This window comes from Nonomuraea ferruginea (assembly GCF_039540635.1).
GTDB classification, from domain to species: domain Bacteria; phylum Actinomycetota; class Actinomycetes; order Streptosporangiales; family Streptosporangiaceae; genus Nonomuraea; species Nonomuraea ferruginea.
In genome coordinates this window covers 25,397-48,000 of the sequence record NZ_BAABFD010000006.1, presented here as the reverse complement: position 1 = coordinate 48,000, position 22,604 = coordinate 25,397, and the positions used below count along the sequence as shown (strand labels likewise).

The following is a 22,604-nucleotide window of genomic DNA, read 5'->3' as shown; positions in this document are numbered from 1 at the left end:
GGTCCCGTGGGGGCCTGGGTGGTCATGGGGACAGAGGGTGATCTACGCTGGGCGGGTGGACGGCGAGAGCCTGGCCGCGGCCGCCCTGCTGGCGGCCCTGGGCCGGGCGGCGGGGATCCTGTCCGAGTTACGGCATCCGTTCGTGCGCGGCCGTCCCTTCTCCTATGTGGTGCCGCCCGCCGGCGTGCGCACCGGCGCCGCCTTCATGTTGCCCGACGGGCGCGAGGTGACGTTCGCCGTGCTCGTCGCGGCGTCGGGGAACGGGTTCCGCGTCGAGGGCGGCGTGACCGTGGAGGACGAGGCGCTGGTCGAGCTGCCCGCCAGACATGTCCCCGAGGTGCGCGGGGCGCTGGCGCTGCTGGACGAGTACGCGGCCGAGGTGGGGGAGCGGGCCGGGGCGCTCCTCGATAACCTGTTGGACGAAATTGTATAGTTGTCAGACAATGTCTGGCATGAAGAATGGCCCGCTCTCCGTCGTCGCGGCCGCCGTGCTCTGGGGGACCGCCGGCACCGCGGGCCTGCTCGTCTCGGCCGACTCCGTCGCCCTGGCCGCCGCCCGGCTGGTCATCGGCGGGGCCGCGCTGGCGTTGCTCGCCCGGTCCGGGCTCAGGACGGCGCTCCGCCCGGGGCTGCTGCTGGCCGCCGTGGCCGTGGCCGCCTACCAGCTCTGCTTCTTCGCCGCCGTCGCGCGCACCGGCGTGGCGATCGGCACGGTGGTGGCGATCGGCAGCGGGCCCGTCTTAACCGGGCTGCTCTCCTGGGCGCTGCACCGGCACCGGCCCAGCCCGCGCTGGGCTGCGGCCACCGCCGCGGCCGTGGCCGGATGCGTCGCGCTGATCGTCGGCGGCGGGGCCGAGGCGGGCGGTCAGGTCGTGTCCGGGGTGCTGCTGGCGCTGCTCGGCGGGCTGCTCTACGCGTTCTACGCGGTCAGCGCGGCCGGCGCGATCGGCGCGGGCGCGGAGTCGAACGCGGTCATGGGAGTGCTGTTCGGCGGGGCTGCGGTGATCATGCTGCCGGTCCTGCTCTGGCAGGGCGTGGGCTGGCTCGGGGAGCCCCGCGGCCTGCTCGCCGCCCTCTACCTGGGGGTGGGGACGACCGCGCTGTCCTACTTCCTGTACGGGAGAGGGCTGCGGACCACGCCGGTTGCCACGGCCGCCACGCTGGCGCTGGCCGAGCCGGCCGTGGCGGCGCTGCTCGGCCTGGTGGTGCTGGGCGAGCGGCTGGCCCCGGTCTCGGTGGCGGGGCTGGCCCTGCTGGCGGTGAGCCTGGTGGCGGTGGCCCTGCCGGAGAGGCGGCGGGTGATCGTACGAGAGGGGTCGGAGGCCCCGGCGGGGCGTTAGAGTCGCACCCGTGCGGACCCCGATCAGACCCGTCTCCGCCGTCGGCGCGCTCGTCGACGCGCTGCGCGGCCGTGTGCTGTCCGGCGAGATCGAGCCCGGCACGCCGCTGCCCGAGCAGGAGATCGCCGCCGCCTACGGGGTGGCGCGGCCGACGGTGCGCGAGGCGCTGGCCCGGCTGGTCCACGAAGGGCTGCTCCGGCGGGAGCGCAACCGCAGCGCCTACGTCCCCGAGGTGACGCCGGCCGATCTGGACGACCTGATGTTCGTGCGGCGGCCGTTGGAGGGCCTGATGGCGGACGCGCTGGCCGGGCGGCGGGTGGCCGAGGCCGACGCGGCGCTCGACAGGATGGCCGCGCTCGACCCCGGCGCGCCGTGGTCGGAGTCGGTGGCGGAGCACATGGCGCTGCACGAGGCGCTGATCGAGGCGGTGGGCAGCCCCCGGCTGGTGCGGCTCTACGGCGCGCTGGCGGCCGAGACCCGGCTCGGGCTGGTGCGGCTGCGCCGGGTCTACGAAGACAGGGACGTGCTGGTGCGCGAGCACCGCGAGCTGCTCGACGCCATCGCGACCGGCCCGGCCGACGCCGCCCGCGCGGCCGTGGCGGCGCACCTCTCCCATACCTGGGGTGCCTGAGCAGGCGGCCCGGTACGCGCGAACCCTTGCGGGACAGCCCCCGAACTCGCAAGAATCGCGGCCATGCACGGCAATCCGATGCCGGACTCCTACGTGTACGTCACGGAAGAGGGCGTCACCCGTCACTACGCCGACGGGAGCGTCGAGGCCCTCGCGTGGGAGGACGTGGTGGAGGTCCGTGTGGTCACCGAGACCGACTCCGACGTCCTTTACGTTCTCCTCGACCGCGACGGCGAGGGATGCGTGGTGCCGCGTTCGGCGACGGACGCGACATTTCTCGCCCGGTTACGTTACCTGCCCGATTTCGACCTCGACCGGTTGACGATGGCGAGCGACGCGCAGCACGACGGGGTTGTGGTCGTGTGGCGGAGCCCCGATCCGCCGTCCGCATTGCCGGATCTGGAATACGACTAGCGGTCCTGCCGCGCCGTAATTCCGTAGGAATATGGCCATAATGCCATGATTTACCACCCTCAAGAGATCACTTCTGGATCGTTCCGTCAAGCCCTGACGGCCGGTGACCTTCGTCCGATTGTGGACATATCGCGATATTCCCCATCACTGGGTTGATCTTTACTCTTTAGTGGGGGCCGCCGCCCTTGATAATCATGGGACTTCCCGGACCCGTGAAAACAGTCAAGGAACATCTGGTGTTACGCGGTGCACGAAGATTCTGGGTGGTGCTATGAGGGTGGGGACTGGGGAGTCCGCTGTCGTGCTCCTCGAAGCCGTACCACGCCATGCGTCGAGCATCTGGACGCGCGCTTACCTGCGGCTCCTGTTATCCGGGGACACCGCCTGCGTGCTGCTGGCCTGCGCGGTGGTGCTCGGCATCCGGTTGCTCAACGGCGTCTACATCCCGGCGGAGGAGTTCCTCCTCGGGGTCGGGCTGGTCGCCGCCTGGCCGGTCGCGCTCGCGCTCGGCGGCGCCTACCGGCAGCGGGCCAACGGGGAAGGGACGGACGAGTTCAAGGCGGTGCTCAACGGCGGCGTCGGGCTGATGGCGGCCGTGGCCATCGGGGCCTACGCCACGCAGACGGTGATCGCGCGCAGCTTCGTGCTGGCGATGCTGCCGCTGGCGCTGATCGCCACGCTCTGCTTCCGCTATCGGATGCGTAAACGCCTGCACCGCAGGAGAGCGGTGGGCGAGTACATGCGCGAGGTCATCGCGGTCGGCCACCGGGAGTCGATCCTCGACCTGGTGATGCAGTTCCGCCGGCAGCCCTACCACGGGATGCGGGTCGTGGGCGCCTGCCTGCCGGCCGAGCGGCAGGACGACGACCTGGACGGGATCCCGATCCTGGGCACGTTCGCGGACGTCGCCGGCGTGGTGGCGCGCACCGGGGCGGACGCGGTCGCCGTGCTCGCCTGCCCCGAACTGGACGGGGCGGCGCTGCGCCGGCTGGCGTGGAGCCTGGAGACCGCACGCACCGACCTGTTCGTCGCCCCGGCGCTGCTCGACGTGGCCGGGCCGCGGATCAGCATCCGCCCGGTCGCCGGGATGCCGCTGCTGCACGTGGAGCACCCCGAGTTCGACGGGGCGAGACAGTTCGTCAAGAGCGTGTTCGACCGGCTGGTCGCGGTGGCGGCGCTGCTCGTGCTGGCCCTGCCGCTGCTCGCCATCGCGGTGCTGATCCGAGTCACGAGCGCCGGACCGGCGCTGTTCCACCAGACCAGGGTGGGCCGGCGCGGCAAGGAGTTCCGGCTGGTCAAGTTCCGGACCATGGTCACGGACGCGGAGCGGCTCAAGGACGGGCTGGCCGGCGCGAACGAGTTCGACAGCGTGCTGTTCAAGATGCGGAACGATCCAAGGATCACCGGGATCGGCGCTTTCCTGCGCCGCTACTCACTGGACGAGCTGCCGCAGCTGCTCAACGTGGTGCGCGGCGAGATGTCGCTGGTGGGCCCGCGGCCGCCGCTGCGCGAGGAGGTCGCCCAGTACGGCGCCGACGTGCGCCGCCGCCTCGTCGTCAAGCCGGGCCTGACCGGACTCTGGCAGGTCAGCGGCCGCTCCGACCTGACCTGGGAGGAGTCGGTCCGGCTCGATCTGCGGTACGTGGAGAACTGGTCGCTCGTCCTCGACCTGCAGATCCTGTGGAAGACCTGGTCCGTGGTGGCGCGTGGAGAAGGGGCGTACTGACGGTGAAAGCACTCGTGCTCGCCGGGGGGTCGGGCACACGGCTGAGGCCGATCACGCACACCTCGGCCAAGCAGCTCGTGCCGGTCGCGAACAAACCGGTGCTGTTCTACGGGCTGGAGGCGATCGCCGCCGCCGGGATCCGCGAGGCGGGGCTCGTGGTGGGCGACACCTGGGCGGAGATCGAGGCGGCCGTCGGCGACGGCTCCGCCTTCGGGCTGGAGGTCACCTACCTGCGCCAGGAGGCGCCGCTCGGGCTGGCGCACGGCGTGCTGATCGCCCGCGACTACCTGGGCGACGACGACTTCGTCATGTACCTGGGCGACAACTTCGTCGTGGGCGGCATCACCGGCCTGGTGGAGCGCTTCGCCAGTGAGCGGCCGGCGGCGCAGATCATGCTCACCCGGGTCGGCGATCCGAGGCAGTTCGGGGTGGCCGAGCTGGACGCGGCCGGCCGGGTCGTCCGCCTGGAGGAGAAACCGGCGTCCCCGAAGAGCGACCTCGCGCTGGTCGGCGTCTACCTGTTCAGCCCGGCCGTGCACGCGGCGGTGGCCGAGCTGAAGCCGTCGTGGCGGGGCGAGCTGGAGATCACCGACGCGATCCAGTGGCTCCTGGAGACCGGGCTGCGGGTGGAGTCGTCGGTGATCACCGGGTACTGGAAGGACACCGGCAACGTCGCCGACATGCTGGAGGTCAACCGGCTCGTGCTGGAGTGGCTCGACGCGGGGACGTACGGCCGGGTCGACGCCGCCAGCGAGCTGATCGGCCGGGTGCGGGTCGAGGCGGGCGCCGTCGTGGAGCGGTCACGGCTGGTCGGCCCGGCGATCGTCGGGGCGGGCGCGGTCGTCCGCGACTCGTACGTGGGCCCGTACACCTCGATCGGGGCGGGCTGCGCGGTGACGCGGAGCGAGGTCGAGTACTCGATCCTGATGCCGAGGGCGTCGATCGACGGGGTGGGCCGGATCGAGCAGTCGCTCATCGGGCACGACGTCGAGGTCACCCGGGCGCCCGACACGCCGAGGGCCCACCGGCTCGTGCTAGGCGATCACAGCAAGGTACAGATCAGTTCATGAAGAGGATCCTGGTGACCGGCGGTGCGGGGTTCATCGGCTCGCACTTCGTCCACGGGCTCGCCGGCGCCGACGTGACGGTGCTGGACAAGCTCACGTACGCGGGCAACCGCGCCAACCTGGACGGCGCCGCGCACACGTTCGTGCACGGCGACGTCTGCGACGCGGGCCTGCTGGCCGAGGTGGTGCCGGGCCACGACCTGGTGGTCAACTTCGCGGCCGAGTCGCACGTCGACCGGTCGATCGACGGCGCGGCCGAGTTCGTCCGCACGAACGTGCTCGGCACGCAGACGCTGCTGCAGGCGTGCCTGGACGCGGAGGTGCCGCGGGTGGTGCAGGTCTCCACCGACGAGGTGTACGGGACGATCGACGAGGGGTCGTGGACGGAGGACGCGCCGCTGCGACCGCGTTCGCCCTACGCCGCGTCGAAGGCGGGCGGCGACCTCATCGCCCGGTCGTACGCGATCACGTACGGGCTGAACGTGTCGATCACCCGGTGCGGCAACAACTACGGCCCGCGCCAGTACCCGGAGAAGGTCATCCCGCTCTTCGTGACGAACCTGATGCGCGGCCGGAAGGTGCCGCTCTACGGCGACGGCGGGAACGTGCGCGACTGGATCCACGTCGAGGACCACTGCGCGGGCATCCGCCTGGTGGCAGAGGTGGGCGAACCGGGCGAGGTCTACCACATCGCGGGCACCGCCGAGCTGACGAACAGGGAGCTGACCGGCCGCCTTCTGGAGGCGTGCGGCAAGGGGTGGGACATGGTGGAACACGTCGAGGACCGCAAGGGGCACGACCGGCGGTACTCGCTGGACGACGGGAAGCTGCGCGGGCTCGGCTACCGGCCGCGGATCCCGTTCGAGCAAGGGCTGAAGGAGACCGTCCGCTGGTACGCGGCCAACCGCGACTGGTGGGCCGGCTTATGAGATGGCTGGTCACCGGCGGCCGGGGCATGCTGGCCGCCGACGTGCTGCACCGGATCGCCGTGACGGGGGAGCCGGTGCTCGCGCTCGGACGCGACGAGCTGGACCTGTGCGACGCCCGCGCGGTGCGCGACTTCGTCGGCGCCTACCGGCCGAGAGTGGTGGTCAACTGCGCCGGCTGGACGGCGGTCGACCTGGCCGAGACGCGCGAGACCGAGGCCATGGAGGTCAACGGCACGGCGGTGCGCACGCTGGCCCGGGTCTGCGAGCGGGCCGGGGCGCGGCTGGTGCACCTGTCGACGGACTACGTCTTCGACGGCACGGCCGCCGGGCCGTACCCGGAGGACGCGGAGCCCTCGCCGGTCAACGCCTACGGCCGGACGAAGCTGGCGGGTGAGCGGGCGGCGCTGGAGCACGGGCAGTACGTGGTCCGCACGGCCTGGCTCTACGGCGCGGGCGGGCCGAACTTCGTCCGCACGATGACGCGGCTGGCGGCCACCCGCCCCGTCGTGGACGTCGTGGACGACCAGCGCGGCCAGCCCACGTGGTCCGCTGACCTGGCCGACCACCTGGTCCGGCTGGCCCAGTCGGACCTGCCGCCGGGCGTCTACCACGCGGTCAGCGCCGGCGAGACCACCTGGTACGGGCTGGCCAGGGAGGTGTTCGCCCTGCTGGGCGAGGACCCGGACCGGGTCCGGCCGGTGCCTTCGACGGCCTTCCCCCGCCCGGCCCGGCGCCCCGCCACCAGCCTGCTCGCCGTCACGAGAGGCGAGCCGATCCGGCACTGGCGCGACGCCCTGCACGCCGCCTGGCCGGTGCTGACCGGGAGGGCGCCGCACGCCGGGCAGGCGGTCGGGAAGGTGGGCTGGTGAAGCCTCTCGGCATCGACGGCGCCTGGCTGCACACTCCGGTCGTGCATCACGACCCCCGGGGCGCGTTCGCGGAGGCCCTGCGCGCGGATCTGCTGCCCCGGGCGTTCGAGCTCGCCCAGGTCAACTGTTCCGTCTCGCGGCGCGGGGTGCTGCGGGGGTTGCACTTCGCGGACGTGCCGCCGGGGCAGGCGAAGTACGTGATGTGCGTGTCCGGGGCGATCCTGGACGTGGTGGTGGACCTGCGCGCGAGCTCGCCCACGTTCGGCCGGTGGGAGGCGGCGGTGCTGGACGACGAGGAGCGCACCGCGACGCTGATCGCGGAAGGGCTCGGCCACGGTTTCATCACGCTGAGCGACCGGGCGACCGTCGTCTACCTGTGCACGGCACCGTACACCCCGGCCAGGGAGCACGGCGTGCACCCGCTCGACCCGGACCTCGGCATCGCCTGGCCCGCCGAGCTGGAGCCGGTGCTGTCGGACAAGGACGCGGCGGCGCCCTCGCTGAAGGAGGCGCTCGACGCCGGGCTGCTGCCCTCGTACGAGCGGTGCCGGGAGTTCTACAAGGGAGCGATGGCATGACGACCTGCCGCCTCTGCGGGGCCGGCGACCTGGCCTCGGTGGTGGACCTGGGGGCCACCCCGCCGTGCGAGCGGATACTCACCGCCGCGCAGCTCGACGAGCCCGAGGTCACCTACCCGCTGCACCTGCGGGTGTGCACCGCGTGCTGGCTGGCGCAGCTGCCGCCGCTGATCACGCCGGAGGAGACGTTCACCGACTACGCCTACTTCTCCTCCTACTCGACGTCGTGGGTGGAGCACGCGCGCGCGTTCGTGGCCCAGCTGCCGCTGCGGCCGGGCGCGTTCGTGGTGGAGGTGGCCAGCAACGACGGCTACCTGCTGCGGCACGTGGTCGAGCGGGGCGTGCGCTGCCTGGGCATCGAGCCGTCGGTGAACGTGGGCGAGGCCGCCCGCCGGGCCGGCGTGCCCACGGTGACCGCGTTCCTCACCCCCGAGACGGCCAGGGCGGTCGTGCGGGAGCACGGCAGGGCCGACCACGTGGTGGCGAACAACGTGTACGCGCACATCCCCGACGTGGTGGGCTTCACCGAAGGGCTGCGCACGCTCGTCGCCGACGACGGGTGGGTGTCGATCGAGGTGCAGCACCTGCTCACGCTGATCGAGCGCAACCAGTACGACACGATCTACCACGAGCACTTCCAGTACTACACGGTCGCCTCGGCCCAGCGGGCATTGGCGAGCGGCGGGCTGACGCTGGTGGACGTCGAGCTGCTGCCCACCCACGGCGGCTCGATCCGGCTCTGGGCGCGGCCGGAGGGCACGCCGGGGCAGCGGGTGCGCGACGCGCTGGCCCTGGAGAAGGCCGCCGGGCTGCACGACCTGTCCGGCTACCTGGGCTTCGCGGCCCGGGTCGCCAAGGTCCGGCGCGACCTGCTCGGTTTCCTCGTCGGCGCGGCCGAGGCCGGCAGGACCGTGGTCGGCTACGGGGCGCCCGGCAAGGGCAACACGCTGCTCAACCACTGCGGCGTCCGGCCCGACCTGCTCGCCTACACGGTGGATCGCAACCCGTACAAGCACGGCAAGTTCACCCCCGGCGCGCGCATCCCGGTCTTCGAGCCCGGCAGGATCGCCGCCGACCGGCCCGACTACGTGCTCGTCCTGCCCTGGAACCTGCGGGACGAGCTGGTCGGGCAGCTCTCCTATGTCCACGACTGGGGCGGCCGGCTGGTCTTCCCCATCCCCGAGTTGGAGGTCGTGTGAAGGTCGTCCTCTTCTGCGGCGGGTACGGCACGCGGATGCGCACCGGCGCACCCGGGGACGCGCCCAAGCCCATGCAGCTCGTCGGCCCGAGACCGCTGATCTGGCACGTGATGCGCTACTACGCGCACTGGGGGCACAAGGAGTTCGTGCTCTGCCTCGGCTACGGGGCCCACCAGATCAAGGACTTCTTCCTCCATTACGAGGAGACCGCGTCCAACGACTTCGTGCTCCGGCAGGGCCGGGTCGAGCTGCTGGCCAACGACATCTCCGACTGGACGATCTCGTTCGTGCACACCGGCGTCGAGTCGTCCATCGGCGAGCGGCTGCGCCGGGTCCGCGAGCATCTCGGCGGGGACGAGATGTTCCTGGCCAACTACGCCGACGTGCTGAGCGACGCGCCGCTGCCGGACATGATCGACCGGTTCGCCCGGTCGGACGCGGGCGCCTCGCTGATGGTGGTGCCGCCGCCCGGCACCTTCCACTGCGTGGAGGTCGAGGAGGGCGGCCTGGTCGGGCAGATCACCGCCGTCACCGAGATGCCGTTATGGGTGAACGGCGGCTACTTCGTCCTGCGCCAGGAGATCTTCGACCACATCCCGGAGGGCGGTGACCTGCTCGTCGACGGCTGCCGGGAGCTGGCCAAGCGCGGCCGGCTGCTCGCGTACCCGTACCGCGGCTACTGGCGGCCCACCGACACCGTCAACCAGCGCGTCGAGCTGGACCGCGCCTACGCCCGCGGCGACCGGCCGTGGGCCGTCTGGGAGCCCGCCGCATGATCGACCTGGTGCCCGGCGAGCTGCGCCGGATCGCCGTACTCGGCGCGCACTGTGACGACGTCGCCATCGGCGCCGGCGGCACGCTGCTGACCCTCTGCGCCGCCCGTCCGGGGATCCGGGTGGAGGCGCTGGTGCTGTCGGGCGGCGGCACCCAGCGCGAGAGCGAGGAACGCGACGCGCTCGCGGCCTTCTGCCCCGGCACCGACCTGCGCGTGACGGTCGGCAAGATGCCCGACGGGCGGCTGCCCGCGCACTGGGACGAGGCCAAGCGGGCGGTGGAGGACCTGCGCGTCAGGATCTCGCCCGACCTGATCCTCGCGCCGCACCCCGGCGACGCCCACCAGGACCACCGGGGGCTGGCGGAGCTGGTGACCACCGCGTTCCGCGACCACCTGGTGCTCGGGTACGAGATCGTCAAGTGGGACGGCGACCTCGGCCGCCCGAACGCCTACCAGCCGCTCATGCCGGCGGTCGCCGAGGCCAAGGTCGCCCTGCTGTGGGAGCACTACCCGTCGCAGCGCCGCCGCTCCTGGTTCGACAGGGAGGCGTTCACCGGGCTGGCCAGGATCCGCGGGATCGAATGCCAGACGCGCTACGCCGAGGCCTTCTACCTGCGCAAACTCACTCTCGACCTCGCTGGAGGCTGATCCGCATGCGCGTTCTGCTCACCGGGCACCTGGGATACCTGGGCACCGTGATGGCGCCGGTGCTCGCCGCCGCCGGCCACGAGGTGACCGGGCTCGACTCCGGGCTGTTCGCCGACTGCGTGCTGGGCCCGGATCCCGCGGATCCGCCGGGCCACCGGACGGACCTGCGCGACGTGCCCGCCGGGCTGCTCGACGGCTTCGACGCGGTGGTCCACCTGGCGGCGCTGTCGAACGACCCGCTGGGCGCGCTGGCCCCCGAGCTGACCTACGCGATCAACCACACGGCCTCCGTCCGGCTGGCCAGGCTGGCGCGGGACGCGGGCGTGCGCCGCTTCCTGTACGCCTCCACCTGCTCGGTGTACGGGGCCTCGGGCGGGGACGAGCTGCTGGGCGAGGACGCGCCGCTGCGGCCGGTCACCCCGTACGCGGAGTCCAAGGTGCGGGTGGAGGACGACCTGGCGGAGCTGGCCGACGGCGACTTCTCGCCGGTCTACCTGCGCAACGCCACCGCGTTCGGGTTCTCGCCCCGGCTGCGGGCCGACATCGTGCTGAACAACCTGGTCGCGCACGCCCACCTGACCGGCACCGTGCGGGTCCTGTCGGACGGCACGCCGTGGCGGCCGCTGGTGCACGCGGCCGACATCGCCGAGGCGTTCGCCGCCGCGCTGGCCGCGCCGCGCGAGGCGGTGCACGACCGGGCGTTCAACGTCGGCTGGGAGCAGAACAACCTGACCGTCGCCGAGATCGCCGAGCACGTGGTGGAGGCGGTGCCCGGCGCCGAACTGCTCATCACCGGTGAGAGCGGGGCCGACCCGCGCTCGTACCGGGTGGACTTCTCCCGCATCAGGGCCGCGCTGCCGGGCTTCCACGCCCGGTGGACGGTCAAGGCGGGGGCGGTCGAGCTGGCCGACGCCTACCGCGAGCACGGGCTGACCGCGCACGGCTTCGAACGGCGCTTCACCCGGCTGGCCAGGCTCGCCGACCGCCGCGCCGACGGCACCGTCACCCCGGAGCTGCGCGCGTGACCGGTGAGGAGATGCACGCCCTGGTCGAGCGGCTCTACCCGGTCTGCCGCTCCATCACCGGCGACGGCGTGCGCCGCACGCTGAAGATCGTCGGCGAGCACCTGCCGCTCGACGTGCACGAGGTGCCCACCGGGACGCAGGTGCTCGACTGGACGGTGCCCAAGGAGTGGAACATCCGCGACGCGTACGTCAAGGATCCCTCCGGGGCCAGGGTGATCGACTTCCGGCGGCTCAACCTGCACGTGGTGGGCTACAGCGTGCCGGTGCGCGGCACGTACACGCTGGAGGAGCTGCGGCCGCGGCTGCACACGCTGCCCGACCAGCCGGACCTGGTGCCGTACCGGACCAGCTACTACAGCGAGACGTGGGGGTTCTGCCTCAGTCAGCGGACGCTCGACGGGCTCGGTGAGGGGCCGTACGAGGTGATGGTCGACGCCACGCTGGCCGACGGGCACCTCACCTACGGCGAGCACGTCGTGCGCGGCACCAGCGACGAGGAGGTGCTGATCTCCTGCCACGTGTGCCACCCGTCGCTGGCCAACGACAACCTGGCCGGGATCGCCGTCGCCGTCGCGCTCGCCGCCCGGCTGGAGGCGCAGCGGCCGTCACTGCGGCTGACGTACCGGTTCGTGTTCGCGCCCGGCACGATCGGCGCGATCACCTGGCTGGCGCGCAACCGCGACCGGCTCGGCCGGATCGGGGCCGGGCTGACGCTCGCCTGCGCCGGCGACCCCGGCCCGCTCACCTACAAGCGCAGCAGGCGCGGCGACGCGGGCGTGGACCGCGCGCTGGCGCACGTGCTCGCCGGCCGGCCGCACACGATCCTCGACTTCTCCCCGTACGGGTACGACGAGCGTCAGTACTGCTCGCCCGGCTTCGACCTGCCGGTCGGCAGCCTCACCAGGACCCCGTACGCGGGCTACCCCGAGTACCACACCTCCGGCGACCACCCGGGCTTCGTCACCGCCGAAGCCATGGCCGACACGCTGGAGACGCTCTGGGAGGCGGTGCGCGTGCTCGAACGCGACGGCCGCTACCGGAACCTCAGCCCGTACGGCGAGCCGCAGCTCGGCAGACGCGGCCTGTACGGGTCGATCGGCGGGCGCAGTGACACGCGAGAGGCGCAGCTGGCGATGTTATGGGTGCTGAACCAGTCCGACGGCGGCCACAGCCTGCTGGACGTCGCGGACCGGTCGGGCCTGCCCTTCGACATGGTCGCCGACGCCGCCGCCGCGCTCGAAGGCGCCGGGCTGCTCAAACGGGAGGACTGATGGAGCTGCGTGTGGGCGACCTCGTCGAGGTCCGCGGCCGGGAGGAGATCCTGGCCACGCTGGACGAGCGGGGCGAGCTGGAGAACCTGCCGTTCATGCCGGAGATGCTGCGCTACTGCGGGCGGCGGCTGACCGTGCACAAGGTGGCGCACAAGCTCTGCGACACGATCAGCCGCAGCGGCATGCGCAAGATGGAGCGCGCCGTCCACCTCACCGGCGCCCGCTGCGACGGGGCCGCGCACGGCGGCTGCCAGACCGCCTGCTCCCTCTACTGGAAGGAGGCCTGGCTCAGGAAGGTCGAGCCGGGCGATCCGCCGCGGCCCGCCGCGTCGTCGCCGAGGCTGCTGCCGCTGCTCCAGGTCAACACCCGCAAGGGCGCGGACGCGTACTCCTGCCAGGCCACCGAGCTGCTCAGGGCCGCACCCACCTGCCTGCCGTTCCGCGACCTCGGCCAGTACGTCACCGACGTGCGCAGTGGGAACGCCGGGGCGCCCGCGGTGGCGCGGGCGTTCCTGGTCGGGCTGTTCAACCGGTTCCAGGAGGCGAGCAAGAAGATCCTGCCGCGCCGGCTGTGGATCAGGCGCGGGCTGCGCTGGGGGTTCGTCGAGGGGCGGGCCGGCCGGACCACGCCCACCGGCAAGCTCGACCTCCAGCCGGGCGAGCTGGTCAGGATCAAGCCGAAGGACGACATCCTCGCCACGCTCGACGACGGCCTGCTCAACCGGGGGCTCGGCTTCGAGGAGGAGATGGCCCGCCACTGCGGCCGCACCGCCCGGGTGCGCGCCAGGGTGGAGCGCTGCCTGGACGAGAAGACCGGGCGGATGCTGCACATGAAGAACCCCTGCATCATCCTCGACGACCTCGTCTGCGAAGGGGTCTACAACGCGAACTGCCCGCGCGAGTTCGTCCCGTTCTGGCGGGAGATCTGGCTGGAGAGGGTCGAGGACGGTACGTGAGCGACGTCGGCGAGGTCGGCCGCAAAGCGGGCCGCGGCCTGCGCTGGAGCCTGCTCGGCAACGTGGTCATGAAGGCCGGCTCGTTCGCGATGAGCCTGGTCCTGGCCCGGCTGCTGACGAACGACGACTTCGGCGTGTTCGCCATCGCGCTGGCGGCCAGCCAGTTCGTCATCCACGTCAACGACGCCGGGGTCATCGCCGCCACCGTGCAGTGGCGCGGCAGGCTGGAGGAGATCGCGCCGACCGCGACCGTCGTCGCCATCGCCTCCAGCCTCACCCTGTACGGGCTGTTCTGGGTGATCGCGCCCTTCTACGCGAGCTTCGCCGGCAACGAGGACGCCACCTGGGTGATCCGCATCCTCATGGCCACCAACGTCGTCTACGGGCTGACGGCGGTGCGCAGCGCCGCCCTGATGCGCCGCTTCGAGCAGGACAAGCTGGCCTGGGCCAACCTGGCCGGGTTCGGCGCCAACGCGGCCGTCTCCATCACCCTGGCCGCGGACGGCGCCGGGGCCTACAGCTTCGCCTGGGGGCAGCTCAGCGGGGCCGCGCTCACCGGCGTGCTGGTGCTGGTGCTCGCCCGGGTGCGGATCGCGTTCGGCTTCGACCGGGTGCTGGCCGCCCGGCTGCTCCGCTTCGGGCTGCCGCTCTGCGTCGGGCTCGGCATCGAGGGGCTGCTGCTCAACGTCGACGTGGTGATCGTCGGGGACACCCTCGGCACCGCCCAGCTCGGCTTCTACCTGCTCGCCTACAACATCGCGGCCTGGGTGCCGGGCATCATCGGCACCGCCCTGCGGTACGTGGCGCTGCCCAGCTTCTCGCGGCTGGCCGAGGAAGGGCCGGCCGCGATCCAGGAGGGGGTGCGGCGGGCGGTCCCGCTGCTGGGCTGCCTCGTGCTGCCGATCGCGGCGGTCATGTGCGTGCTCGCACCCGCGCTGGTGGAGTTCCTGTACGAGCCGCGCTGGCTGCCCTCGGCCCAGGTGCTGCGGTTCCTGGCGATCGTGATGGCCGTGCGGATGCTCAGCCTGCTGATCACCGACATCCTGGCCGGGCTGGGCATCACCAGGGCGACCCTCTGGGTGAACGTGTGCTGGGCGCTCGCGCTGGTGCCCGCCCTGCTCGTCGGCGCTCGTACGGGCGGCATCCAGGGGGCCGCGACGGCGCACGCGGTGGTCGCGGTGGTGCTGGCGCTGCCGCTGATGGCGCTCGCGCTGCGCCGGGCCGGGGTGCCCGTCGGGCTGTTCGCCGCCGGGCTGGCCAGGCCGCTGCTCGCCGCCGTCCTCGCCGGGGTGGCCATGGCCGGGCTCGCCACCGTGGTCGACGGGGCGTTCCTGGAGCTGTGCGTCGCCGGCGGGGCCGGGCTGCTGCTGTTCGTGCTCGTCGCGGTGCCGCGCGCCGCGCTCCTGCATCTCGTACGCGGAGGGAGGGCCCATGTCGGCCGCTGATCTGGTCTCGATCGCGCTGCCGGTGCGCAACGGCGCCGACCGGTTGGAGGGGGTGATCGGGTCGGTGCTCGCCCAGGACCACCAGAACCTGGAGCTGGTCATCTCCGACAACGCCTCCACCGACGGCACGGAGGAGCTCTGCCGCGACCTGGCCGCCTCCGACCCCCGGATCGTCTACCACCGGCATCCGGAGAACGTCGGCCTGCTCAACAACTTCGTGCACGCCGCCCGCGTCTCGCGCGGCGCGTACGTGCGCTGGATCGGCGACGACGATCGGCTGGACCCGCCCTGCGTCTCCCGGGGGCTGGCCGCGTTCGCCGCGGACGAGCGGGTCGTGCTGGTCACCACCCAGGTCGCCTACACCGGCCCCGACGGCGTGCCGCGCACCGCCGCCTACGACGGCACCGCGCTGTCCTCCGGCGACCCGGTGACCCGCTTCGCCGAGCTGCTCAGGCTGCTGAACGAGAGCCACCTGCTGATCGACCCGCTGTACGGGATGCTGCGCCGCTCGGTGGCCACCGGCATCCCGCGCCGCAACATGCTGCGCGAGGACGAGGTGTTCGCCGCCAAACTGGCGCTCGCCGGGCCGTGGGCGCACGTGCCCGAGGTGCTGGCGCACCGCAACTGGCGGGTGGAGCGCATCTCGGGCGTGGCCAGGCGGCTCGGCGTGCCCGCCTGGCAGTCGCACCTGGCCAACACGCTGCAGTGTCGGGAGCTGCTGTCCTGGCTGGGCCGGGCGGGCCTCACCGAGGACCAGCGGCGGCGGGCGCGCGTGGAGGTGCTCAGGATGTACGCGCGACGGCAGCGGCGGACGGTGACGCACCGTGGTCGACGAGTTGGCCGCAAGCTGCTCTCCCTCGCCCGCCTGGTGTAACACGCCGAATGAACCGTGCGATTTCCTCTTTGTACCGTTATATGCGACGGGGGCGGATGTAGTGGGCTTTTGGAAGACCGTTGTCGGCCTGGCCCTGAGGAAGTCCGTCGGGCCCCCGGTCGTGGTGGCGGCCGTCCTGCTTGCCCTGGCCGGCTGGCTCCTGGTCCCGGACCGGTACGTGTCGACCGCGTCCATGGTGCTCACCGTGCCCGCCAGCGGCGGCACGCTGGAGACCCTGCCCGAGTCCAAGCCGGGGCTGACCAACCCGCTGCTGCAGTTCAACGACGCGCTCCGGACCACGGCCGGCATCCTCATCCTGGCCACCAACGCGCCCGAGGTCGCGGCCTCACTCGGGGTCGCCGAGGACGGGCCGACCTCCCTCACGATCAACGACGGGCGCACCAACCCCGACCTGCTGGGCATCAGCACCAACGGGCCGTTCGTGTACGTCGAGGTGGAGAGCACCTCGCCGCGGGTGGTCAGGGAGGTCATGGCCAAGGCGCAGCAGCGGGTCAAGCTGGAGCTGGCCGAGCGGCAGGTGGCCCTGGACGCGCCGATCAGCACGCACATCGGCATCCTCGACGTCATGCCCGCCTCCGTGCCCAAGCCCATCGTCCAGGGCCGCCTGATGGCCGCCGCCGGCGGCGCCTTCGCCGGCGTCACGCTCGGCCTGGCCCTGGCCTTCGCGATCACCCGGCTCGGCGTCCCCTCCCGCCTCCGCCTGCCGGCCCCCGAGAGGGGCGACGCCTCTCCTGAGGGCTCCACGGGCGCGCTCGCGGCGGTAGGTGTCGCCTCTCCTAAGGGCTCCGCGGCCCCCGGAAGCGGTCACTCCGCCGGCGACGGAATCGGGGCGGGGGCCGAAGCGCCGCCGCGCCGCAACGGAACGCCCCTTGAACGGACCACGCTCCCGGCCTTCCCTCTTACGGTGGAGGAGCTGAGCTTGGGAGGCGATCCCCTCCCGGCCAAAGCTTCCGGCAAGGCCGAGGCTTCCGGCGAGGCCGAGGACGTCGGCGACACCCAGCAGTTCCGGGTCGTCGGCGGGGACACCGGGCCGATCGAGGTGGTGACCCGCGAGGGTCAGCCCGACTCCACCACCTGAGCGCACCGCCGGATCGCCGCCAGCCTGGACTCCATGGGCGTGTTCGACTTGGCCGAGATCATCATCCCCACCGCGTCGGCTCCCAGCCGGTCGGCGAAGGCCACCGCCGTCGCCTCGTCCCACGGCTCGTGGTTGTAGCTCAGATGGCAGATCGAGGTGTTCACCGGCGGCGCCGCCTTCAGCACCTCGTCCACGAAGACCCCGTACAGGATGAACTCGGAGATGTGCAGCCGGGAGTTGAAGGCGTCCAGCCAGTCCCGTCCCGTCACCTCGGTGATGCGCCGCTGCATGGCGCGCACGATGTGCGGGTCCCAGAACGTCAGCGCGGTCACGTAGTCGGGCAGCGGGGGCGGCGGCGGTGGCGGCAGCCCGAGCAGCTCGCGCGCGACGTGGTGCCAGAGCACGTGCCGCTCCATCGAGACGGTGACGCCTTCTTCGAGGCGGTACAGGCACAGCCGGCCGTCCCGGGTGAACGACGTCGCGTCGGTCGGCCGTACCAGCACGGCGTCGGAGTCGACGATGAGCATGGCGTCGGCGTCGATCAGCCCGGCGGCGGCGATCTTGACGGTCTGCTGCATCACCCAGCCGCGCAGCGGCGGCCACGGGCGGCGGGAGTTGACGTACACGTCCGTGCCGGGCACCCGCAGGTAGCGGCGGGGCAGCAGTTCGGAGCGGACCCACACGTGGCAGCGCGGCCCCTGGTACGGGGCGAACAGCTCCTTGTCGCCGGGCGGCACGAACACGTGGTGGATGGTGTCCTCGGAGGTGTGCTCCAGCACCGACCGGTGCAGGAGGGCGAACAGTTCGGCGTCTTGGGCGTAGGACGGCGTGATGACCGCCAGCTTGCTCAAGGGGGGCTCCCATCGAGTCCGGTGACCTGGGCGCAGCGCTGGATGGCGGCCAGACGCGCCGCCACGGGGGTCCGCGACTTGGCGGAGATCATCATGCCGATCGCCCGGGGTCCCAGCCGTTCGGCGAAGGCCACGGCGCCGGCGTGGTCGAGCGGGGTGCGGTCCCACCGGCTGTGGCACATCGCGGTGTCGCCGGGCGGCGACGTCTTCAGCACCTCGTCGACGAAGACCCCGTACACGATGAACTCCGACACCCGCAGGTGGGCCGTGAAGGCGCCCAGCCAGTCGCGGCCGGTGGCCTCCTCGATCCGCGCGATCATGGCGCGCACCACGGCCGGGTCCCAGCAGGCCAGCGAGCTGACGTAGTCGGGCAGCGGCGGGGTGGCGGTGCCGGGCAGGCCGAGCAGGTCACGGGCGGCGCGGTGCCAGGTGACGTGCTCGGGCATGCCGTCGTGCACCGCGCCCTCGGCCCGGTACAGGACGGTCTGGCCGTCGCGGACGAAGTGCTCGGGCCCGGCGTCGCGGACCAGGACCACGTCGGAGTCGGCGACCAGCACCACCCGCGCGTCCAGCCGGGCCGTCACGGCGATCTTCGCCGCCTGCTGGACGACCCAGCCGCGCAGCGGCGGCCACGGCCGCGCCGGGTCGATCCAGAGCGCGGTGCCGGGCAGGTGGGTGATGCGGCGGGGGAGGATCTCGGGGTACGTCCACACCCGGCAGCGCGGCCCCGCGTACCCGGCGAACAGGGCACGGTCCGAGGCGGGCACGACCACGTGGTGGACGGTATCGCCGGAGGTGTGCTCCAGGACGGAGCGGTGCAGGTGGGCGAAGAGGTCGGCGTCGGGCCGGTAGGTGGGCGTGACGACGGCCAAATCGCTCATGAAGACCTCTCCAGTCCCCCGTGAAACGCCCCTCTTATCCATATCGCGGGGGTTTGTGGGGCGTTACAGCGGTTTCTGCAACGCTCCACCCCTTTACGCCTAGCCCGCGACCGCGTCTTCTGGGCCTGGTGTTGGTGGGAGTGCCCGGACCGCCGATTCGGCGTTGGCAGACTCCACCAGCTCCGGACTCCCGAGCGGCCGCGTGGCCTGCTCGCACCCTTGAGTTCGAGCAACTTGCTCTCGACCACCTTGAGCGTTCGGAACTTGCGCGCCGTGACCATGACCCGTCCCTCCATCGAGCCGATGGTGTCGTTGTAGGACTTGACCGACCGGTCGAGGGACTTGCCCAGGGCGTTCAGGTGCCCGCCCATGACCGACAGCCGGTCGTACAGTTCCCGGCCGAGCTCGTACACCTGCTTCAGGTTGTCCTGCAGCGCGGCTTGGGTCCACGCGAACGCGACGGTCCGGAGCAGACCGATCAGGGAGGTCGGCGTCGCGATCAGCACGTTCTTGGAGATCGCGTACTCCTGGAGGGACGGGTCCTTCTCCAAGGCCGGCTGAAGAAAGGCGTCACTGGGCACGAACAGCACGACGAACTCCGGCGAAGCGGCGACCTGCCGGAAGTACTCCTTGCCGCCGAGGGCGTCCACATGCTTGCGCAGATGACGGGCGTGGTCAGCCCAGTGCTTGTCCACCTCCGCATCCTCGACGGCCTCGACCGCGGCCATGAACGCGGCCATCGGAACCTTCGCGTCCACGACGACATGCTTGTGGCCGGCCAGGCGGACCACCAGGTCGGGTCGGACCGCGCTCTCGTCACCGGCGAAGTGCACCTGGGTGTCGAAGTCACAGTGTTCGACGAGCCCCGCCAGCTCCACGGCCCTTTTGAGGTGCATCTCGCCCCACTGCCCACGCACCTGCGGCTTCTTGAGCGCCTCGACCAGAGCACGGGTCTCTTTCCGGGTCCGGTGCCCCTCCTCCGTCAGACTGATCAACTGCTGGTTCAGCGTGGCCTCGGCCGCGACACGGGTGTTGGTGAATTCCTTGAGCTGCCGGTCCATCTCCGTCAACTGCTCGCGGACCGGGCTTGCTGACCGCGCCCAAGGTGGCTTCGGCCCTCGTCACCAGCTCGTCCTGGGACTTCTTCAGCATGTCGGCCGCCGTCGCGCGCAGCGTCTTCTCCAGGAGCTGGTTGTTGTCCACGCGCGTCTGGTCGAGCTCCTGGCGGACGGCATGCACCGACGCGGCCTGCTCCAGCAGAGCCTGCTTCTGCATGGTCAGCTCGGTGATCTGTGCCCTGAGGGCTTGGATCTCCGTGCGCAGTTCCGTTTCCCTGCCCGTCGAGGCCGCGATCGAGACCTCGGCCTCGCGAAGCCTGCGTCCGGTCTCCGCTTTCTCGCCCTGTTCCGCCTCGAGCATCAGCTGCAGGCGCCGGGCATCGGCTTCCCTCCTCTGGAACCCGTTCCGAACCGCGTCCAGCTCGGCGGAGAGCCGGCCGAGCTGTTCGTCCAACCCACGGCGCTCGGTCAGCGCGGTGGTGTGGGCCTGTCCCAGCTCGGCGAGCTGCCGCCGCGCCATGTCCCGCTCCGCTAGCAGGGCATCCGCACGCTCGCTGGCCTGATTCCGCCGCTCCTCGGCGATCTTCAGAGCGGTGCGGTCGGCGGTGGCGCGGCTGCGGGCGATCAAGTACGCGATCGTGGCGCTGACCAGCGTCAGCACGAGCGCCAGCACGACGAGGTACGCGGGAGTCATGGACAGCACGTCAGCCCACCCGCTTCCAGTCCTGGCAGCCCTTGGTCTCGAAGTACTCACCCTTCTTGAGGGTCACCCTCGTCTGGCCGCTGACGTTGCCGTTGGCGATGATGGCGCCGAACTCCCCTGAGGCGTCTTTCAAACGCGCCCAGTAGCAGGTGAAGCCGTCGGTGCCTGCGGTCTTGTACGTGCCGGGCTTGATCTCCTCACCGACGAGGTACTGGCCGTCACCTGGGACGGTGGTCAGCGGGCCGCTCTTCGTCTGCTCCGGTGCGGTTTCGGCGACGGTGTCCGCCATCTCGGTCACCGTGACGGTGGGGCGCGGGCCAGCCGCGCTGGTCTCCGTCTCGCCGCTGGAGCCGATGACGATCCCGAGGAGCAGCGAAACGAAGGCGGTCAGGCCGTAGGTGAGCCACCGCCGGTCGTGACGTGCCGGCTGCGGCGGGTAGATCGGTGCGTAGGCCTGCACCCAGGGCTGCGGCTCCGGATAGGAGCTTGTGCCGGGGCTGTGGTCGGTCATGTCGAGTCCTCTCGCGGTCGGACTTCGAGCCCGAAGAGATTCACGAGAGAACTGTGTCTCAGGATTCTTGACGAGCGCTAAATTCGTTCCGATAACCCCTCTTATCGACATTTACTACGTGGATGAATCGGGAGCAGATGTACGGCGCATCCTCATGAGGAACGCCAACTCGATTCTTGGAGAGAATCGCTCGCAAGCAGACCGTCATCAGCCTGAAGGACCTTGCAAGGGAGGTCCGCACCGAGGCAGTTGCTCAGCACCAGGCCCCTTCGACCAGCCTCGCCGCACTGAGGCTGCCGTCGGCTACGCGGCGAGTCACCTCTTCCCATTCGCGGATGACCCGGCGGCTCCCTTCAGGGATGCCTGGCCAATCCGTGCGGGTGATGGGTCTTCCCGAATAGAGGGGTTCCCAGGTGATGGCGTGAAAAGTGGAAATCTCCGGCGCGAGGCCCTTGAGGATGTGAACGGTTCGGCGGTGATACCACTTGCAAACGGCCGTGATGGTGAGCCGCGATCGACACGCTTCCCGTAGGAACGGCAGGGCGTATTCGACGTTCTGCCAGGTATTCATGGACTGCGCCTCGACGCGGATGGCTTCGTTCGGGACGTCGCGTTCAAGAAGCAGGCGGCGGAAGGTGCTTCCTTCGACGATGCCGTTGTGACGGTTGACCCCGCCGGTGCAGATGATCAGTGGCGCCAACCCCTTGTGGTACCGCTCGGCCGCGATGTCGACCGGCTGGATCTGGTTGGTGCCGAAGAGAAAGTGTGCGGTCGGTCGCTCCGCGGGTGGTGGTGCCTCGACGTCGACGAAGGCGGTGATGGCGGAGACCTGCTCGGGGCTGATGTCGACGGTCATCACGATCCTCAACCTCAGAAGAGTGTGAGCGGCTGTTCGTCGGGACGCTGGTCGCTTCGAGGTGGCGAGCGTAATAGTCCGGGATCCGGTGGTCGTCGGCAAGACTATGAGACAGAACCCTGTCTGCCCGAGCGTGTATGTACGGCTCCATGCGTGCAATGTAGAAATCATTACGCACAAAAGGGCCCACCCGGCAGGTAGGCCCCTTGCAAGCTTGACGATCTAGAAGTCGAACTCTCCCTTGGACATGCCGTCCCTGAACGCAGCCCATTCCGAGGCCGTGAACACCAGAACGGACCCGCTGCGATTCTTGCTGTCTCGCACGGCGACGCGGCCTTGGCTGAGCGGAGCGACTTCCACGCAGTCCCCTCCAGTTCCTCCACTGGCGGTGGCCTTCCGCCATGCTGCAGTGGCCAACTCGTTCTCGATCATTGTGCCTCCGTGACCCTCTGGATGATCTTTATGGTTTCGTAGGTCGGCCGAGCCAGGCCGGAGAGCAGTTCCCCTATCAGTCCCGCCGTGCTGCGCGCCGACAGGGGGACAATCCGCACCGTAATGTACGGACGGGCCATCATGTCGAGGAGATATCGGAGCTGCTCGGCCATAACCTCGGGGCCGCCGATGTGGCGAAGGAGAACACTTTCGTCAAGGATCACGGAGAGGCGGGCCCGTACCGTTCGGGGATGTCCCGCCATGGCGCGCCGGTCCGCAGCCGCCACAAAATGCCGTCGACCACCTGCCGGTGATCGCGCCAGGGACGGCCTCGGCCATCGGCCACCGGCAGCAACGGCTCGATCCGCGACCACGCCTTGTCGGTCAGCTCACCACGTCGCACCACGATCAGTCAACAAGCGCGAACGCTGATCATTTATCAGACACTTCCTAGGCGGCGCCTTCT

25 protein-coding genes and 1 pseudogene are annotated in these 22,604 nt (G+C 71.1%); 18 read left to right on the top strand and 8 right to left on the bottom strand.

Features of this window, described 5'->3' with window-relative positions:
- Nucleotides 1–55: 55 nt before the first annotated feature.
- The 18 genes from ABD999_RS13075 (at nt 56) to ABD999_RS12990 (ending at nt 16,846) form a co-directional block, all read left to right on the top strand.
- A complete protein-coding gene (locus ABD999_RS13075) occupies nt 56–433 on the top strand; it encodes a hypothetical protein (protein ID WP_271274832.1) in 378 nt (125 codons plus the stop codon).
- 19 nt (nt 434–452) lie between these two features.
- The gene (locus tag ABD999_RS13070; protein WP_271274833.1) at nt 453–1,340 is read left to right on the top strand and encodes a DMT family transporter; all 888 of its coding nucleotides are present in this window, start codon (nt 453–455) and stop codon (nt 1,338–1,340) included.
- A gap of 10 nt (nt 1,341–1,350) precedes the next feature.
- Nucleotides 1,351–1,971, top strand: a complete 621-nt coding sequence (locus ABD999_RS13065; protein WP_271274834.1) for a GntR family transcriptional regulator — start codon at nt 1,351–1,353, stop codon at nt 1,969–1,971.
- 63 nt (nt 1,972–2,034) lie between these two features.
- The gene (locus tag ABD999_RS13060) at nt 2,035–2,385 is read left to right on the top strand and encodes a hypothetical protein (protein WP_219544887.1); all 351 of its coding nucleotides are present in this window, start codon (nt 2,035–2,037) and stop codon (nt 2,383–2,385) included.
- A gap of 271 nt (nt 2,386–2,656) precedes the next feature.
- Nucleotides 2,657–4,111, top strand: a complete 1,455-nt coding sequence (locus ABD999_RS13055) for a sugar transferase (RefSeq protein WP_271274835.1) — start codon at nt 2,657–2,659, stop codon at nt 4,109–4,111.
- Between the two features lie 2 nt (nt 4,112–4,113).
- Nucleotides 4,114–5,181 (top strand): glucose-1-phosphate thymidylyltransferase, encoded by a 1,068-nt coding sequence (locus tag ABD999_RS13050; protein WP_148036431.1) that lies wholly within the window; start codon nt 4,114–4,116, stop codon nt 5,179–5,181.
- A complete protein-coding gene (gene rfbB / locus ABD999_RS13045; protein WP_271274836.1) occupies nt 5,178–6,107 on the top strand; it encodes a dTDP-glucose 4,6-dehydratase in 930 nt (309 codons plus the stop codon). The genes ABD999_RS13050 and rfbB overlap by 4 nt, the downstream gene beginning before the upstream one ends.
- Nucleotides 6,104–6,976: a dTDP-4-dehydrorhamnose reductase gene (gene rfbD, locus ABD999_RS13040; RefSeq protein WP_271274837.1), complete on the top strand. Its 873-nt coding sequence runs from the start codon at nt 6,104–6,106 to the stop codon at nt 6,974–6,976. Before rfbB ends, rfbD begins: the two co-directional genes overlap by 4 nt.
- Nucleotides 6,973–7,554, top strand: a complete 582-nt coding sequence (locus tag ABD999_RS13035) for a dTDP-4-dehydrorhamnose 3,5-epimerase family protein (RefSeq protein WP_271274838.1) — start codon at nt 6,973–6,975, stop codon at nt 7,552–7,554. Before rfbD ends, ABD999_RS13035 begins: the two co-directional genes overlap by 4 nt.
- Nucleotides 7,551–8,753 (top strand): class I SAM-dependent methyltransferase, encoded by a 1,203-nt coding sequence (locus ABD999_RS13030; RefSeq protein WP_271274839.1) that lies wholly within the window; start codon nt 7,551–7,553, stop codon nt 8,751–8,753. The genes ABD999_RS13035 and ABD999_RS13030 overlap by 4 nt, the downstream gene beginning before the upstream one ends.
- Nucleotides 8,750–9,529 (top strand): sugar phosphate nucleotidyltransferase, encoded by a 780-nt coding sequence (locus tag ABD999_RS13025; protein WP_148036436.1) that lies wholly within the window; start codon nt 8,750–8,752, stop codon nt 9,527–9,529. The genes ABD999_RS13030 and ABD999_RS13025 overlap by 4 nt, the downstream gene beginning before the upstream one ends.
- Entirely contained in the window at nt 9,526–10,176 is a 651-nt protein-coding gene (locus ABD999_RS13020; RefSeq protein WP_271274840.1) for a PIG-L deacetylase family protein, read from the top strand. Before ABD999_RS13025 ends, ABD999_RS13020 begins: the two co-directional genes overlap by 4 nt.
- A gap of 5 nt (nt 10,177–10,181) precedes the next feature.
- Complete coding sequence (locus tag ABD999_RS13015; protein ID WP_271274841.1) at nt 10,182–11,201, top strand: NAD-dependent epimerase/dehydratase family protein; 1,020 nt, start codon at nt 10,182–10,184, stop codon at nt 11,199–11,201.
- The gene (locus ABD999_RS13010; protein WP_222709269.1) at nt 11,198–12,472 is read left to right on the top strand and encodes a DUF4910 domain-containing protein; all 1,275 of its coding nucleotides are present in this window, start codon (nt 11,198–11,200) and stop codon (nt 12,470–12,472) included. Before ABD999_RS13015 ends, ABD999_RS13010 begins: the two co-directional genes overlap by 4 nt.
- Nucleotides 12,472–13,428: a hypothetical protein gene (locus ABD999_RS13005; RefSeq protein WP_271274842.1), complete on the top strand. Its 957-nt coding sequence runs from the start codon at nt 12,472–12,474 to the stop codon at nt 13,426–13,428. Before ABD999_RS13010 ends, ABD999_RS13005 begins: the two co-directional genes overlap by 1 nt.
- A complete protein-coding gene (locus tag ABD999_RS13000) occupies nt 13,425–14,873 on the top strand; it encodes an oligosaccharide flippase family protein (RefSeq protein ID WP_271274843.1) in 1,449 nt (482 codons plus the stop codon). Before ABD999_RS13005 ends, ABD999_RS13000 begins: the two co-directional genes overlap by 4 nt.
- On the top strand, nt 14,860–15,747 hold the full coding sequence (locus tag ABD999_RS12995; RefSeq protein ID WP_219544898.1) for a glycosyltransferase family 2 protein: 888 nt from the start codon (nt 14,860–14,862) through the stop codon (nt 15,745–15,747). Before ABD999_RS13000 ends, ABD999_RS12995 begins: the two co-directional genes overlap by 14 nt.
- Before the next feature lie 61 nt (nt 15,748–15,808).
- The gene (locus tag ABD999_RS12990; RefSeq protein WP_271274844.1) at nt 15,809–16,846 is read left to right on the top strand and encodes a hypothetical protein; all 1,038 of its coding nucleotides are present in this window, start codon (nt 15,809–15,811) and stop codon (nt 16,844–16,846) included.
- Here the strand turns inward: ABD999_RS12990 and ABD999_RS12985 are convergent.
- The 8 genes and pseudogenes from ABD999_RS12985 to ABD999_RS12955 all read right to left on the bottom strand — a co-directional run.
- Nucleotides 16,825–17,697 carry a DUF6492 family protein gene (locus ABD999_RS12985; RefSeq protein WP_271274845.1) on the bottom strand — a complete coding sequence of 291 codons (873 nt, stop codon included), beginning with the start codon at nt 17,695–17,697 and terminating at the stop codon, nt 16,825–16,827. The genes ABD999_RS12990 and ABD999_RS12985 overlap by 22 nt on opposite strands.
- Nucleotides 17,694–18,578: a DUF6492 family protein gene (locus ABD999_RS12980; RefSeq protein ID WP_271274846.1), complete on the bottom strand. Its 885-nt coding sequence runs from the start codon at nt 18,576–18,578 to the stop codon at nt 17,694–17,696. The genes ABD999_RS12985 and ABD999_RS12980 overlap by 4 nt, the downstream gene beginning before the upstream one ends.
- Entirely contained in the window at nt 18,575–19,639 is a 1,065-nt protein-coding gene (locus ABD999_RS12975; protein ID WP_271274847.1) for a DNA recombination protein RmuC, read from the bottom strand. The genes ABD999_RS12980 and ABD999_RS12975 overlap by 4 nt, the downstream gene beginning before the upstream one ends.
- Before the next feature lie 701 nt (nt 19,640–20,340).
- Complete coding sequence (locus tag ABD999_RS12970; protein ID WP_271274848.1) at nt 20,341–20,850, bottom strand: Rv1352/Rv1906c domain-containing protein; 510 nt, start codon at nt 20,848–20,850, stop codon at nt 20,341–20,343.
- 253 nt (nt 20,851–21,103) lie between these two features.
- Nucleotides 21,104–21,706 carry a YdcF family protein gene (locus ABD999_RS12965; RefSeq protein WP_271274849.1) on the bottom strand — a complete coding sequence of 201 codons (603 nt, stop codon included), beginning with the start codon at nt 21,704–21,706 and terminating at the stop codon, nt 21,104–21,106.
- Between the two features lie 222 nt (nt 21,707–21,928).
- Nucleotides 21,929–22,138, bottom strand: a complete 210-nt coding sequence (locus ABD999_RS12960; RefSeq protein WP_271274850.1) for a DUF397 domain-containing protein — start codon at nt 22,136–22,138, stop codon at nt 21,929–21,931.
- A complete protein-coding gene (locus tag ABD999_RS43915) occupies nt 22,135–22,401 on the bottom strand; it encodes a Scr1 family TA system antitoxin-like transcriptional regulator (protein ID WP_378525364.1) in 267 nt (88 codons plus the stop codon). Before ABD999_RS43915 ends, ABD999_RS12960 begins: the two co-directional genes overlap by 4 nt.
- Nucleotides 22,374–22,550 (bottom strand): annotated as a pseudogene (locus tag ABD999_RS12955) (transposase); the annotation flags it as partial. The pseudogene ABD999_RS12955 and the gene ABD999_RS43915, both read right to left, overlap by 28 nt.
- Nucleotides 22,551–22,604 lie beyond the last annotated feature (54 nt).

Bases quoted from the DNA above. Each gene is read 5' to 3' on its own strand.
- ABD999_RS13070 (WP_271274833.1), top strand. From the start codon at position 453: ATGAAGAATGGCCCGCTCTCCGTCGTCGCGGCCGCCGTGCTCTGGGGG.
- ABD999_RS13060 (WP_219544887.1), top strand. From the start codon at position 2,035: ATGCACGGCAATCCGATGCCGGACTCCTACGTGTACGTCACGGAAGAG.
- ABD999_RS13055 (WP_271274835.1), top strand. From the start codon at position 2,657: ATGAGGGTGGGGACTGGGGAGTCCGCTGTCGTGCTCCTCGAAGCCGTA.
- rfbB (WP_271274836.1), top strand. From the start codon at position 5,178: ATGAAGAGGATCCTGGTGACCGGCGGTGCGGGGTTCATCGGCTCGCAC.
- rfbD (WP_271274837.1), top strand. From the start codon at position 6,104: ATGAGATGGCTGGTCACCGGCGGCCGGGGCATGCTGGCCGCCGACGTG.
- ABD999_RS13030 (WP_271274839.1), top strand. From the start codon at position 7,551: ATGACGACCTGCCGCCTCTGCGGGGCCGGCGACCTGGCCTCGGTGGTG.
- ABD999_RS13020 (WP_271274840.1), top strand. From the start codon at position 9,526: ATGATCGACCTGGTGCCCGGCGAGCTGCGCCGGATCGCCGTACTCGGC.
- ABD999_RS13015 (WP_271274841.1), top strand. From the start codon at position 10,182: ATGCGCGTTCTGCTCACCGGGCACCTGGGATACCTGGGCACCGTGATG.
- ABD999_RS13005 (WP_271274842.1), top strand. From the start codon at position 12,472: ATGGAGCTGCGTGTGGGCGACCTCGTCGAGGTCCGCGGCCGGGAGGAG.
- ABD999_RS12995 (WP_219544898.1), top strand. From the start codon at position 14,860: ATGTCGGCCGCTGATCTGGTCTCGATCGCGCTGCCGGTGCGCAACGGC.
- ABD999_RS12980 (WP_271274846.1), bottom strand. From the start codon at position 18,578: ATGAGCGATTTGGCCGTCGTCACGCCCACCTACCGGCCCGACGCCGAC.
- ABD999_RS12975 (WP_271274847.1), bottom strand. From the start codon at position 19,639: ATGGACCGGCAGCTCAAGGAATTCACCAACACCCGTGTCGCGGCCGAG.
- ABD999_RS12970 (WP_271274848.1), bottom strand. From the start codon at position 20,850: ATGACCGACCACAGCCCCGGCACAAGCTCCTATCCGGAGCCGCAGCCC.
- ABD999_RS12965 (WP_271274849.1), bottom strand. From the start codon at position 21,706: ATGACCGTCGACATCAGCCCCGAGCAGGTCTCCGCCATCACCGCCTTC.
- ABD999_RS12960 (WP_271274850.1), bottom strand. From the start codon at position 22,138: ATGATCGAGAACGAGTTGGCCACTGCAGCATGGCGGAAGGCCACCGCC.
- ABD999_RS43915 (WP_378525364.1), bottom strand. From the start codon at position 22,401: ATGGCGGGACATCCCCGAACGGTACGGGCCCGCCTCTCCGTGATCCTT.